General features: G+C 58.7%; 13 protein-coding genes. 4 read left to right on the top strand and 9 right to left on the bottom strand.

Annotation, left to right across the window (positions count from 1 at the left end):
* Position 1: 1 nt before the first annotated feature.
* Entirely contained in the window at positions 2-712 is a 711-nt protein-coding gene (locus tag BMW74_RS01495; protein WP_093412536.1) for a tRNA-uridine aminocarboxypropyltransferase, read from the bottom strand.
* A 191-nt stretch (positions 713-903) separates the two neighbouring features.
* Here BMW74_RS01495 and BMW74_RS01490 point away from each other — a divergent pair, with 191 nt between their 5' ends.
* Positions 904-1332, top strand: a complete 429-nt coding sequence (locus BMW74_RS01490) for a PA3611 family quorum-sensing-regulated virulence factor (protein WP_093412533.1) — start codon at positions 904-906, stop codon at positions 1330-1332.
* Here BMW74_RS01490 and BMW74_RS01485 read toward each other — a convergent pair whose 3' ends face one another.
* A complete protein-coding gene (locus tag BMW74_RS01485; protein ID WP_093412530.1) occupies positions 1333-1527 on the bottom strand; it encodes a hypothetical protein in 195 nt (64 codons plus the stop codon). It lies immediately after the preceding gene.
* Positions 1528-1834: 307 nt separating this feature from the next.
* Between BMW74_RS01485 and BMW74_RS01480 the strand changes: the two genes are divergently transcribed.
* Positions 1835-2953 (top strand): LOG family protein, encoded by a 1119-nt coding sequence (locus BMW74_RS01480; RefSeq protein ID WP_093412527.1) that lies wholly within the window; start codon positions 1835-1837, stop codon positions 2951-2953.
* A gap of 39 nt (positions 2954-2992) precedes the next feature.
* Here the strand turns inward: BMW74_RS01480 and recX are convergent, their stop codons facing one another.
* The 5 genes from recX to BMW74_RS01455 form a co-directional block, all read right to left on the bottom strand.
* Complete coding sequence (gene recX / locus BMW74_RS01475; RefSeq protein ID WP_093412524.1) at positions 2993-3460, bottom strand: recombination regulator RecX; 468 nt, start codon at positions 3458-3460, stop codon at positions 2993-2995.
* Positions 3461-3468: 8 nt separating this feature from the next.
* Complete coding sequence (gene recA / locus BMW74_RS01470; protein WP_093412521.1) at positions 3469-4524, bottom strand: recombinase RecA; 1056 nt, start codon at positions 4522-4524, stop codon at positions 3469-3471.
* A gap of 83 nt (positions 4525-4607) precedes the next feature.
* Positions 4608-5108 carry a CinA family protein gene (locus tag BMW74_RS01465; RefSeq protein WP_093412518.1) on the bottom strand — a complete coding sequence of 167 codons (501 nt, stop codon included), beginning with the start codon at positions 5106-5108 and terminating at the stop codon, positions 4608-4610.
* Between the two features lie 275 nt (positions 5109-5383).
* Positions 5384-5731, bottom strand: coding sequence for a phage holin family protein (locus tag BMW74_RS01460; RefSeq protein WP_093412515.1), 348 nt, complete (start codon positions 5729-5731; stop codon positions 5384-5386).
* A 540-nt stretch (positions 5732-6271) separates the two neighbouring features.
* The gene (locus BMW74_RS01455; RefSeq protein WP_093413411.1) at positions 6272-7006 is read right to left on the bottom strand and encodes a LexA family transcriptional regulator; all 735 of its coding nucleotides are present in this window, start codon (positions 7004-7006) and stop codon (positions 6272-6274) included.
* Between the two features lie 212 nt (positions 7007-7218).
* Here BMW74_RS01455 and mutS point away from each other — a divergent pair, with 212 nt between their 5' ends.
* A complete protein-coding gene (mutS, locus tag BMW74_RS01450) occupies positions 7219-9786 on the top strand; it encodes a DNA mismatch repair protein MutS (RefSeq protein WP_175479139.1) in 2568 nt (855 codons plus the stop codon).
* A gap of 137 nt (positions 9787-9923) precedes the next feature.
* Positions 9924-10247, top strand: coding sequence for a ferredoxin FdxA (fdxA, locus tag BMW74_RS01445; protein WP_093412508.1), 324 nt, complete (start codon positions 9924-9926; stop codon positions 10245-10247).
* A 621-nt stretch (positions 10248-10868) separates the two neighbouring features.
* Here fdxA and rpoS read toward each other — a convergent pair.
* Both rpoS and BMW74_RS01430 read right to left on the bottom strand, forming a co-directional pair.
* Entirely contained in the window at positions 10869-11873 is a 1005-nt protein-coding gene (rpoS, locus tag BMW74_RS01435; RefSeq protein WP_093412502.1) for an RNA polymerase sigma factor RpoS, read from the bottom strand.
* Positions 11874-11978: 105 nt separating this feature from the next.
* Entirely contained in the window at positions 11979-12836 is an 858-nt protein-coding gene (locus BMW74_RS01430; protein ID WP_093412499.1) for a peptidoglycan DD-metalloendopeptidase family protein, read from the bottom strand.
* Between the last annotated feature and the right edge of the window lie 149 nt (positions 12837-12985).

Genomic DNA, 12985 nt, shown 5'->3' with positions numbered 1-12985 from the left:
CCTATAAGAAAGGTTTGAGGCGGGTGTGGGTTGCGTCGTCAGGCTCAATCGGCTTCTGGAATTTAGCCGACAGGTAATGGGTACTGAAGACGTCCAGGTAGGCGTCCAACACTTCACTGGCCACCTGATCGTTGGCCAGCTCCAGGCACAACGCGGCGACTTCAGCGGTGCAGAAATGGTCATCGCGCTTGGAACGTCGCAGCTTGTAGCGCGACAGTTGCTCAGGCGCCAGGCTCAAGACCGGCAAGTGCTCCAGGTAGGGACTCTTGCGGAACATCTTGCGCGCTTCGCTCCACGTCGCATCCAGCAGGATAAACAGCGGGCGCTTGCCCGCTTGCAGCTCGACCTGAGTCACCACGCGCTCTGGCGCGACAAACTCCCCCGGGAACACGATATACGGCTGCCACTGCGGGTCAGCGATCAGCGCCAACAAGTCCGGCTCGACCTCGGTACGTGACCAGGGAAAGGCGCTGGTGTCGCTGATCACGTCCGCAATCAGCCAGCCCGTATTGCTCGGCTTCATCGGCTCAACATCGTGCATGAGCAGGCACATGGCGGATTTGGCCGCGACCTTCGGTCGCCAAGCGCACAGGCAGTGACTGGGAATCACTCGACAACCGGCGCATCGCTCAGCTCGCGAACCGCGGGCAACGAAGGGCCTGACGGCACGCGCCAGGCGCTGGGCACGCAAGCGGGAAACGGCGTGGCTCATGACTGGCACAGATGGCAAAGGGATTGGATCGACACAAAAAGCGCTCGGCGGGGCAATAAAGTGCCGGCAGTTTACCAGAGCCATCCGCCCAAGCCTGTACCGCCCACCCCCAAGCCCCCTATAATTCGCCGCCACTGAACGCTCAGCCCCGTGACGGGTCGAAGCACCAGTCACTGAATCAGGAGAGACTCATGCTGCGCCTCATCACCACGACCGCTGCCCTCGCATTGGCGCTGCCTTTCAGTGTCCAGGCAGCGTCGCTGCAAGACTTCCAATTGAACAAAATGCTGATGAAGGTCGCTGCGGAAAGTAACGCCGGGCTGCCGCGTGAGGTCAATGAGTACATTCTCGACCGCGGTTATACGGTCGAAGGCAACGAGTTGATCGACAATCTGAGTGTGCAGGCCGGTTACGCCGAACAAATGCGCGCCAATCCACAAGCGGTGTACCTGCAATTGGGCGCCAGTGTTTGCCGCAATCCGAACTACCGCAAGCTGATGGCCAAGGGCGCGATCATGCGTTACGAGTTCACCGAGAACAAAACCAACCGCCCTGTGGCCTCGGCCAAGTTCCAGGAATCGGACTGCCCGGCCGAACCCGCGCCGAAGAAGAAAAAGTAATCAGCCCACCCGCGCGCGCCGCTGCTCATCATCGGCGCGCAGTTCCGCCACCAGCGCCAGCAAGTAAGGCGAGCGCTGTTCCTGGCCTTCCAGGCGCCGGCGGCACTCCTCTTCGAGGCTGATACGATGGGCCTCGGCCGCTGTTTTCAGCATTCGATACAACTGTGTATCAATGTCCAGTACCACCCGGGTCATACCCCGCCTCCGTGCCTATGAATCGCCAGTGCCTGCGCGATAACCACTCACTCCTGAAACCGTGCGCTGCGCCCCGCAAGCGCGACTGTCTTGTTCTGCCTGTAGATTAGTAAATCAGAGCCGCGACTATTGAGCGTAGGTTCTGACGGGCGGTGAAAGCGGATTGAGAACCGCTAATAAGTGATTGCCAGCACAGACTTTCCAGGACCATGATCATCTCGACACGCTCGGCGCGAGCGTCTGGATTCAAAGCGGCACCAACGAATCTCTCGTTCGAGCCGTAGTTCTGCGTAGAAGGAGAAGTTGAATGCCCTACCAGCCGAATGACCTTCTGATACGTCACTTTCAAGAAAACGGCGTCGATCTCACGACGAAGATCGAAGAGCAGCTCAACCTGGTTTGCCCCAACAGTCCGAACATCCCGATTTATCGCGACATGATGCTGACGGTGCTGTGCATGGCACAAGAAGACCACAGCCGCTGGAATGCCAAGATCACCCTGCAAGCGCTACGCGAACTGGAGCACGCCTTCCACGTACTGGAAAAGTTCAAGGGACGGCGCAAAGTGACGGTGTTCGGTTCCGCACGAACGCCGATCGAACACCCGCTGTATGCCATGGCCCGGGAGCTGGGGGAGAAACTCGCCGAATCGAACCTGATGGTCATCACCGGCGCCGGTGGCGGCATCATGGCCGCCGCCCATGAAGGCGCGGGCCGGGATCACAGCCTGGGGTTCAACATCACCCTGCCCTTCGAGCAACACGCCAACCCGACCGTCGGGGGCACTGACAACCTCTTGCCGTTCCACTTTTTCTTTACCCGCAAGCTGTTCTTCGTCAAAGAGGCCGACGCCCTGGTGCTCTGCCCTGGCGGTTTCGGCACCCTGGATGAAGCCCTGGAAGTACTGACCCTGATCCAGACCGGCAAGAGCCCGCTGGTGCCCGTGGTGTTGCTGGATGCACCGGGTGGCCGCTTCTGGGAAGGCGCGCTGGACTTCATTCGCAGCCAGCTGGAGGCTAACCGTTACATCCTGCCGACCGACCTGAAGCTGGTGAGCCTGGTGTACAGCGTTGAAGAGGCCGTGGCGCAGATCAATCAGTTCTACAGCAACTTCCACTCCAGCCGCTGGCTGAAGCGTCAGTTTGTGATCCGCATGCATCATTCACTCAATGAGCAGGCCCTTGCGCACATGCAAACAGCTTTCGCCGACTTGTGCCTCAGCGATCAATTTCACCAGCACGCCTACGCTGGCGAGGAGCACGATGAGATCCAGTTCAGCCACCTGACGCGACTGGCCTTCGCCTTCAACGCTCGTGATCATGGACGCCTGCGCGAATTGGTCGACTACATCAACCTGCCAGAAAACTGGGGCGCGACCCAGGCCACGACACCCCAGCGCCAACGCGAACCAAGCAAAGTCTCGTGAACAAAAAAGGGCCCGACTACTGACATAGTCGGGCCCTTCCTAGTCTTCCATCCCCCGGCCACTGAACAAGCGACCGATCATCTCCATGGAGTAACCACGGTAGGCGAGAAAACGCCCTTGCTTGGCACGCTCACGGGCGTCTATCGGTAGATGCCCGGCAAACTTGCGCCGCCAGGTGTCTTCCAGGTGTTCTTGCCAACTGATTCCGCACTCGCGCAGGGCCAATTCGATATCGGCACGCTGCAAACCACGTTGGCCCAGCTCTTCACGAATCCGCAAAGGGCCATAACCAGAGCGAGCACGATAGGAAACAAAACTTTCCAGGTAGCGTGATTCCGACAGCAGGCCCTCTTCCGTCAGACGGTCGAGGGCCGTGTCGATCATTTCATCTGGAGCGCCACGCTGACGCAGTTTACGCGTCAGCTCGACTCGACCATGCTCACGTCTCGCGAGCAGGTCCATTGCGGTCCGCCGCACTGCGACGGGGGTATCGAGTACGGCGGTCATGGCGTTAATCAGATATCAGCGTCAACCAGCTCTTCTTCGGTCTCTTTGACCGGAGAAGCATTGGTATCAATAACCGCTGGCGTCAGCAGCTTGTCACGAATCTGCTTCTCGAGCTTGGCAGCGATATCCGGGTTGTCCGCCAGGTACTTGGCCGAGTTGGCCTTGCCCTGACCGATCTTGGTGCCGTTGTAGGCATACCAGGCGCCGGACTTCTCGACAAAGCCGTGCAGCACGCCCAGGTCGATCATCTCGCCATTGAGGTAGATGCCCTTGCCGTAAAGAATCTGGAACTCGGCCTGACGGAACGGCGCTGCTACTTTGTTCTTGACCACTTTGACGCGGGTTTCGCTGCCCACTACTTCGTCGCCTTCCTTCACCGCGCCGGTACGGCGGATGTCCAGGCGAACCGAGGCGTAGAACTTCAGCGCGTTACCACCGGTGGTGGTTTCCGGGCTGCCGAACATCACGCCGATCTTCATCCGGATCTGGTTGATGAAGATCACCAGGCAGTTGGCGTTCTTGATGTTACCGGTGATTTTACGCAGCGCCTGGGACATCAGGCGGGCTTGCAGGCCCACGTGCATGTCACCCATTTCGCCTTCAATTTCAGCCTTCGGCACCAGGGCAGCCACGGAGTCGACGATGATCACGTCAACCGCGTTGGAACGCACCAGCATGTCGGTGATTTCCAGGGCTTGTTCGCCAGTGTCTGGCTGGGAAACCAGCAGGTCGTCGACGTTGACGCCCAGCTTGCCGGCATATTCCGGGTCCAGTGCGTGCTCGGCATCGACGAATGCGCAGGTCGCGCCGGCCTTTTGCGCTTGGGCGATAACAGAGAGCGTCAGGGTGGTTTTACCGGAGGATTCAGGACCGTAGATTTCAACGATACGGCCTTTTGGCAGGCCGCCAATGCCAAGCGCGATGTCCAGACCCAAAGAGCCCGTGGAGATAGCCGGGATCGCCTGACGGTCCTGATCGCCCATACGCATTACGGCACCCTTGCCGAATTGACGTTCGATCTGACCCAGGGCCGCAGCCAAGGCTTTCTTCTTGTTGTCGTCCATTAAAGTCCTCACGTAATCAATAAGGCCTGTCGGCCAACACCTGTATAAGTAGCCAGTATTATTCCACAGCGTTTGGGGATCGCCTACCCCTGATTTGAGATTTCTCCGTCGGCATGCAGCAGCAGCCCCTCTAGCGCGGCCTTCACCGTTTGTCGGCGGACCTCATCGCGGTTTCCGGGGAAGTGCCGACACTCAGCAAACACGGCGTCGCCGACGCCCCACGCCAGCCAGACAGTGCCCACCGGCTTGCTCGGAGAACCACCGTCCGGCCCGGCAATCCCGCTGACCGCCACGGCAAACCGCGCATGGCTATTACGCTGCGCGCCCTGCACCATCGCCTCGACCACCTCGCGACTGACCGCCCCGACCTGGGTGAACAACTCGGCCGGCACGTTCAGCTGTTGGGTTTTCTGACGATTGGAATAGGTGACATAACCGGCCTCGAACCACGCCGAGCTGCCGGCGACCCGGGTAATCGCCTCGGCGATACCGCCCCCGGTGCAGGACTCGGCCGTGCTGACGTGGGCATTGAGCACCTGCAGACGACGACCAAGGTCCGCGGCAAGCTGGGTGATTTCGTTCACGACTCTCTCCTTAAATCAGGCGGGTATGAGCGTTACCGTACACGAGCAGTACACGCTTGCAAGGCGTGGGCAAGATCAAAGTATTAGCGGGCAATCGTCCTGATATAGGCCTGACAGGCCTCAACCCCCGACCGCCTGCGTCGGTGATGCCGAAGGCTTGAGTAAAGGAAAGTTTCCGTCGATAACCCGCATCCTTGCGGGGCGGGGTCATTGTCTACGCCCCTCGTCAGCCATTCCATCGGACTTGTTCTGGATCGGTGGTGGTTGGCTGACCGCTAGCGGTCCTGGCTGGAGTCACGCGGCAGCACATCGCTCACGCCTATGCGCTTGGCGGCCCAACGCTCGTAGAGCCCGATCGCCACATCGGCGCCGGCCATCGCGGTGAGGCAGCCGAAGGCGCCAGCGGTCCAGATCGACACGCCGGCGGCATACAGCAGCATGATGGTCGAGACCCCGCAGACCATGCTGGCCCCCGAGCGCAGCGCCAGGCGCCGCAACAGCGGCCAACCGCGAGCGCCGTCCTTGTCGGCGCGCCACATTTCGCCGGACACCCCGCCGATCACCGCCAGGGCGATGACAAGCCAGATCGGCATGTCCAGCAACACTTGCGGCTCGTTCGTCATGTCACGCCTCCTGCGTTGATCAATAGGTCATGGGTTTGTGTGCTGTTCAAACGTTGTCTCTTGATGGGCCTGGCGGCAGGCAGGCATTCCAAAAAGCCCGACGCGTGCCAGGCATTTTCAGTAATGCGGTCCTGCGTCCTGTCTCAGTCGGCATTGAAACCGGACACGCGATCGTTCGGTGCGACTGGCCCGGTACGGATCCATTCAAACTTGTTCCTCCGACCGCGACCCTGTCCGCCAGATAGCTGCTTACGGTGCTTTACGCTGCACACCCGTGTCAGTTGCCAACCCTCTGAACCGTTGAGGCCGGTCCATCGCTGCCGTTGCCGTGGAACTAAAAAGCTTCGTTTCCAGCCACCTTGTCGGGCGGCTTAAGACAAAGATTATGCATGTATGCATATACAGTCAATGCATAAATGCATTTGCTTGTGCACCATCAATGCATTAACGCATCAACCCTTGCGAATCCTGGCGTTAGGACTTTTCAGCAGGCGAAAAAAAACCCACCTGACTGGGCGGGCTTTTCTGACAGCAGTGAGGTTAGCGGGCGTACATGCCCCACCAGAAGACATGGCCGAGGATCACGATTTGCTCTTCCTGGATGTCCTGGAAGCTGTAGTCCTCGTCCGGGTGCTCATCGCGATTGAAGCTGCGCAGGCGAATCCCCGTTGGCAGGCGATAAAGCTGCTTCACCCGCAACTGGCCGTTGTGGTTGATGGCGTACAAGTCGCCGTCGATGATGTCGCCAATCGTGCACTTTCCGGCGTTGACCCCGACCGTGGCACCGTCGCGCAACACGGGCAACATGCTGTTGCCGCGTACGGTCACGCACTTGGCCTGGTCGAACTGCACGCCGTTATGACGCAGGCTGCGCTTGCCGAACCGCAGGCTGGCGCGCTCGCTTTCCTCAATGACGAATCTTCCTGATCCAGCAGCCAATTCAACCTCGCGCAAAAAAGGCACCGACACCTCATCGTCATCAACGGGGGTATCGTCATCCCACAGGCTTATGTCCTTGAGTTCGGAATGCGCCGCCTGAACGGCCGCCACCGAGGTCGGCACTATATCGGCGCGACCGCGCAATTGATCGGTACTCACGCGAAAGTACTCGGCGATCTTCGATATGTGCTTATCCGAAGGGTCGACGATCTTCCCGCTGAGAATCCGCGAGAGCGTGGATTGAGGCACGCCGGTACGCCGGTGAAGCTCCGTAGGGGAGATCCGGTGTTGATCGAGCAGTGCCCTTAGGACGGTAGAAACGTTGCGTTTTTGCATGGAACGCATAATGGTGGTTCTTTAGGATGAAGACAATTGCGTATTTGCATAAAAGTGCATCGTTCTTGGAAAAAAGCGGTACGGCTTTGATCCCTGGGTCGCTCGGACTGGCCCATGGTAACCTTGCATCCATCGTGGAAAAGCCGGGCAAGCGCTCTCCTTTATCCCACCCCTTTTGAATGAATTCGCCTAATTATCCGATGAATAAACCAATTTCAGACCTCTCCAGCCACACCCCGATGATGCAGCAGTACTGGCGCCTGAAGAACCAGCACCCCGACCAGTTGATGTTCTACCGCATGGGCGACTTCTACGAGATCTTCTACGAGGACGCGAAGAAGGCCGCCAAGCTGTTGGACATTACCCTGACCGCTCGCGGGCAATCGGCTGGTCAGGCGATTCCCATGTGTGGGATTCCTTACCACGCTGCCGAAGGCTACCTGGCCAAACTGGTCAAGCTCGGCGAATCGGTGGTGATCTGTGAGCAGGTTGGCGACCCGGCGACCAGCAAGGGGCCGGTGGATCGTCAGGTGGTGCGCATCATCACCCCAGGCACCGTGAGCGACGAAGCGCTGCTCGATGAGCGCCGCGACAATCTGATCGCTGCCGTGCTGGGCGATGAACGCCTGTTCGGCCTGGCCGTGCTGGATATCACCAGCGGCAACTTCACCGTGCTGGAAATCAAAGGCTGGGAAAACCTGCTGGCTGAGCTTGAGCGGGTCAACCCGGTCGAGTTGATGATTCCAGATGATTGGCCAAAGGACCTGCCGGCGGAGAAGCGTCGCGGCGTTCGCCGTCGTGCGCCGTGGGATTTCGAGCGTGATTCGGCGTTCAAAAGCCTTTGCCAGCAATTTTCCACCCAGGATCTCAAGGGTTTTGGCTGCGAAAACCTGACGCTGGCCATCGGCGCGGCCGGTTGCCTGTTGAGCTACGCCAAGGAAACCCAGCGCACCGCGCTGCCGCACCTGCGCAGCCTGCGCCATGAGCGCCTGGACGACACCGTGGTGCTCGATGGTGCTAGCCGTCGCAACCTGGAACTGGATACCAACCTGGCGGGCGGGCGCGACAACACCCTGCAATCGGTGGTCGACCGCTGCCAGACGGCCATGGGCAGCCGCTTGCTGACCCGCTGGTTGAACCGTCCACTGCGCGACCTGAACGTCTTGCAGGCGCGGCAACGCTCAATCACCTGCCTGCTCGATGGCTATCGCTTCGAAAAACTGCAACCGCAACTCAAGGAAATCGGCGACATCGAGCGGATCCTCGCGCGGATCGGCCTGCGTAACGCCCGCCCGCGAGACCTCGCCCGCCTGCGTGACGCCCTGGGCGCCCTGCCGGCGCTGCAGGTCGCCATGAGCGAGTTGGACGCCGAGCATTTGAACCAGCTGGCGACCACCACCAGCACCTACCCGGTGTTGGCCGCCCTGCTGGAAAAAGCCATCGTCGACAACCCGCCCGCGGTGATCCGTGATGGCGGCGTGCTGAAGACTGGCTACGACAGCGAACTCGACGACCTGCAATCGCTGAGCGAGAACGCCGGCCAGTTCCTGATCGATCTCGAAGCCCGCGAGAAAGCCCGTACCGGCCTGTCTCACCTCAAGGTCGGCTACAACCGTATTCACGGCTACTTCATCGAGTTGCCGAGCAAGCAAGCCGAGTCAGCCCCAGCCGACTACATCCGCCGCCAGACCCTCAAGGGCGCCGAGCGCTTCATCACGCCGGAACTCAAGGCGTTCGAAGACAAGGCCCTGTCGGCCAAGAGCCGCGCACTGGCACGGGAGAAGATGCTCTACGAAGCACTGCTCGAAGACCTGATCAGCCAGTTGCCACCGCTCCAGGACACCGCAGCGGCGCTGGCCGAGCTGGACGTGCTGAGCAACCTGGCAGAGCGGGCACTGAACCTGGACCTGAACTGCCCGACATTCGTCAGCGAACCGTGCATGCGCATCAGCCAGGGCCGTCACCCCGTGGTCGAGCAGGTACTGACGACCCCGTTCGTGGCCAACGACCTGAACCTGGACGACAGCACCCGGATGCTGGTGATCACCGGTCCGAACATGGGCGGTAAATCCACCTACATGCGTCAGACCGCATTGATCGTTCTGTTGGCACACATCGGGAGCTTCGTACCGGCGGCCAGCTGCGAGTTGTCATTGGTGGACCGCATCTTCACCCGGATCGGCTCCAGCGATGACCTGGCGGGCGGCCGTTCGACCTTCATGGTCGAAATGAGCGAAACCGCAAACATCCTGCACAACGCCACCGAACGCAGCCTGGTGCTGATGGACGAAGTCGGCCGCGGCACCAGTACCTTTGACGGACTGTCCCTGGCCTGGGCCGCGGCCGAGCGCCTGGCTCAACTGCGTGCCTACACGTTGTTTGCCACCCACTACTTCGAACTGACGGTGCTACCGGAGAGCCAGCCACTGGTGGCCAACGTTCACCTCAATGCCACCGAGCACAATGAGCGAATTGTCTTCCTTCACCACGTGCTGCCTGGCCCAGCCAGCCAAAGCTATGGCCTGGCGGTTGCGCAGTTGGCCGGAGTGCCCACCGAGGTCATCGTGCGCGCTCGCGAGCATCTGGGTCGACTGGAAGCCACGGCCCTGCCTCATGAAGTTGCGGCACCAGCCAAAGGCAGGCCCGCGACGCCACAGCAAAGCGATATGTTCGCCAGCTTGCCCCACCCGGTGCTCGATGAACTGGCCAAGCTCAACCTGGATGACATGACGCCGCGCCGTGCACTCGAAATGCTCTATACACTGAAGACACGGATCTAACGCTGTTAGCCGCAAGCTGTTAGAATCTCGCGCGGTTTGGGATGCTGCAGGCTTAGCCCGCCTGCAGATTATCGCTCCCAAACCTGGCGACCCCACCGTGAAGGGGCGCAGCACGCCGCCTGAGGAGAGAATTAGAAATGACCTTCGTCGTCACCGACAACTGCATCAAGTGCAAGTACACCGACTGCGTAGAAGTCTGTCCGGTGGACTGCTTTTACGAAGGCCCGAACTTCCTGGTGATTCACCCGGATGAGTGCATCGACTGCGCCCTGTGCGAACCAGAATGCCCTGCCGTGGCCATCTTCTCCGAAGACGAAGTCCCGGAAGACATGCAAGAATTCATTCAGTTGAACGTTGAGCTAGCCGAAATCTGGCCCAACATCACCGAGAAGAAAGAATCGATGCCTGATGCCGAAGAGTGGGATGGCGTTAAAGGCAAGATCAAAGACCTCGAACGCTGATCGTCGCGACCTCGCCCCCCATCAACGACTTACGCTCTAACACACACAGTTAGTGCGTGAGTCATGGCGCTGGACCCGCAAAACCCCGACATACCCGGTTTGCTCACCCAGCGTCTTGCCGCGCGGGGTGGTTGAGTGCGTGAGCCTTTGGATTTCAGGGCCAATGGCTTTTTCGCAGGCAAAAAAAGGGGCGGTATGACCCGCCCACATTTTTTCCCTATTCCCTATGTTCCCTTTCATCATCCTGATGAATCACGTCCTTGCGATGTTCCTAGACCACCCTCCTTGATGGCTGTGTCTATCCGTTGACACAGGACTGATATTAGAGCTTTTCCCCATAAGAGCAACCACTACGCCCGGTTAAACACATGGGAAATATCGGCGCGCCATAAAACTAAATATCTTTTAAAAACAACAAACTAGAAACATAGCAAGTTCCTAGGCGACAACTATCTCCAGCCATACAAACCGAATACTTACGAAAGAGTAAGCCACGGCTTACACAAGCCAGAGAAATAGCTTGGACTGCACTTAAACATTCAAACATCGCACTTACAGACAAACAACAAAAAGCCCCGTAACAGACGGGGCTTTTTTGACTTTCAAGTAAGTATGTTTCCACTACTGGAATAGCGACTCACTCGACAGTCCATTTTTCTCAAGGATTTCACGTAGCCGTTTCAGACCTTCAACCTGAATCTGCCTGACGCGCTCACGAGTTAAGCCGATCTCCAGGCCAACGTCCTCCAGCGTGCTGCTCTCGTGACCGCGCAACCCAAAGCGGCGGATCACCACCTCTCGCTGCTTGTCGGTCAACTCAGAGAGCCACTGATCGATGCTCTGTGACAGATCATCATCCTGAAGCAGTTCACACGGGTCGGTAGGCCGATCATCAGTGAGCGTATCCAGCAGGGTTTTATCCGAGTCCGGCCCCAGCGAGACGTCGACCGAAGAAACCCGCTCATTCAAGCCCAGCATGCGCTTGACCTCTCCCACCGGTTTCTCCAGCAGGTTGGCGATTTCTTCGGGTGAGGGTTCATGGTCGAGCTTTTGAGTCAGCTCGCGCGCTGCCCGAAGGTAGACGTTGAGCTCTTTTACCACATGAATCGGTAACCGGATGGTCCGGGTCTGGTTCATGATCGCACGCTCGATGGTCTGACGAATCCACCAAGTGGCATAGGTCGAAAAGCGAAAGCCACGCTCCGGATCAAACTTCTCCACAGCCCGGATAAGCCCGAGGTTGCCCTCTTCAATCAGATCAAGCAACGACAGCCCACGATTGACATAACGTCGAGCGATTTTCACCACCAGGCGCAAGTTACTTTCAATCATCCGCTTGCGCCCAGCCGGATCACCACTTTGCGACAGGCGCGCAAAATGAACTTCTTCTTCCGGGGACAACAGGGGGGAAAAACCGATTTCATTGAGATACAGCTGAGTGGCATCAAGCGCACGCGTGTAGTCAATGTACTTGTGTTGCTTGAGTGAAGCGGAGTGTTTGGACTTGGCGCGAGTCGAAGGCATAGCTGAGCCTTCTATCGGCGTCGAATCCGATGCGACGTCGGTCTCCATCAGGAGAACCTCATCGTCGATGTCAAACTCCGGCACTTCTTTACTGAGAGCCATTGTTATAGTCCTTTGGTGAGTTCGACCTCAAGCTCAAGCGGCGCCTTTATCCTTGGCAACGCTGGAGCCTGTTCCCTCTACGTGACGGAACAGGCTGGCAACAAATCAACGGCGTGGCAGGAATTGCAGCGGATCTACAGGCTTACCTTGTCGGCGAATCTCAAAATGCAGTTTCACCCGGTCTGTACCCGTTGACCCCATTTCGGCAATTGTCTGTCCGACCTTGACCTGCTGCCCCTCCCGAACCAACAGCCTGCGGTTGTGACCGTAGGCACTGACGTAGGTATCGCTGTGCTTGATGATGACCAGTTCGCCGTAGCCCCGCAAGCCACTCCCGGCGTATACGACAGTCCCATCAGACGCAGCCAAAACAGGCTGTCCCAAATCTCCGGCGATATCAATTCCTTTATTCAAACTACCGTTTGAAGAAAATTTTCCAATCAAAATGCCGTTAGATGGCCACCCCCATCCTTTCGGCGCAGGTCCGGCCAGTGGCAACGTTACGGGGGCTGGCTTGTTTGCGACGGACGGCGCAACGGACGCCGTGGTACCGCTGGCGCTCGACGCAGGGCGCCGGGTGACGGTGAATTTGCCGGACGAAGAGGTGTTGGTTGTCGACGACGTCACAGTTTGGCTTGGCGTTGAACCCGCACGGCCATCAAAGCGAATAGTCTGACCTGGGTGAATGGTGTAGGGCGTAGGAATATTGTTTCGTGCCGCCAGGGCCTTGTAGTCCCAGCCGTAGCGAAAGGCGATGGAAAACAGGGTATCGCCCTTACGGACTACGTGCTGGCCCGTGGTGACCGCGGGCCGCTGGTTGGCCGTACTGTTGCGATCGACGACACGCACGTCGCTGGATCGCGTGCTGGAGCAACCGACCAACAAGGAACTCAAGACAAGGCCAGTGACCAGGCACTTAAAGCTTGCTGTACCGATACGCTGCGCAATGACATTGAGACTCACCCGCCGCTCCCTTTCTGGTGGCTGAAAATAGAATGTGCCTTGTTCAGGCATGAAGTGTCGCAAGTATAACTGGCCGTCCGCGCTTTACCGCCGACAAAGCGAAATCCAGACACACGCAGGCTGGCTTGAAGCTACACAGGTGCGTTTAT

Source organism: Pseudomonas sp. ok272 (assembly GCF_900109995.1).
Taxonomy (GTDB): domain Bacteria; phylum Pseudomonadota; class Gammaproteobacteria; order Pseudomonadales; family Pseudomonadaceae; genus Aquipseudomonas.
The sequence above is the reverse complement of the archived record's forward strand: the minus strand, read 5'-3'. Positions and strand labels throughout refer to the sequence as shown.

Bases quoted from the DNA above. Each gene is read 5' to 3' on its own strand.
- fdxA (WP_093412508.1), top strand. From the start codon at position 9,924: ATGACCTTCGTCGTCACCGACAACTGCATCAAGTGCAAGTACACCGAC.
- BMW74_RS01485 (WP_093412530.1), bottom strand. From the start codon at position 1,527: ATGACCCGGGTGGTACTGGACATTGATACACAGTTGTATCGAATGCTG.
- BMW74_RS01495 (WP_093412536.1), bottom strand. From the start codon at position 712: ATGAGCCACGCCGTTTCCCGCTTGCGTGCCCAGCGCCTGGCGCGTGCC.
- BMW74_RS01480 (WP_093412527.1), top strand. From the start codon at position 1,835: ATGCCCTACCAGCCGAATGACCTTCTGATACGTCACTTTCAAGAAAAC.
- recX (WP_093412524.1), bottom strand. From the start codon at position 3,460: ATGACCGCCGTACTCGATACCCCCGTCGCAGTGCGGCGGACCGCAATG.
- BMW74_RS01455 (WP_093413411.1), bottom strand. From the start codon at position 7,006: ATGCAAAAACGCAACGTTTCTACCGTCCTAAGGGCACTGCTCGATCAA.
- BMW74_RS01460 (WP_093412515.1), bottom strand. From the start codon at position 5,731: ATGACGAACGAGCCGCAAGTGTTGCTGGACATGCCGATCTGGCTTGTC.
- BMW74_RS01490 (WP_093412533.1), top strand. From the start codon at position 904: ATGCTGCGCCTCATCACCACGACCGCTGCCCTCGCATTGGCGCTGCCT.
- rpoS (WP_093412502.1), bottom strand. From the start codon at position 11,873: ATGGCTCTCAGTAAAGAAGTGCCGGAGTTTGACATCGACGATGAGGTT.
- recA (WP_093412521.1), bottom strand. From the start codon at position 4,524: ATGGACGACAACAAGAAGAAAGCCTTGGCTGCGGCCCTGGGTCAGATC.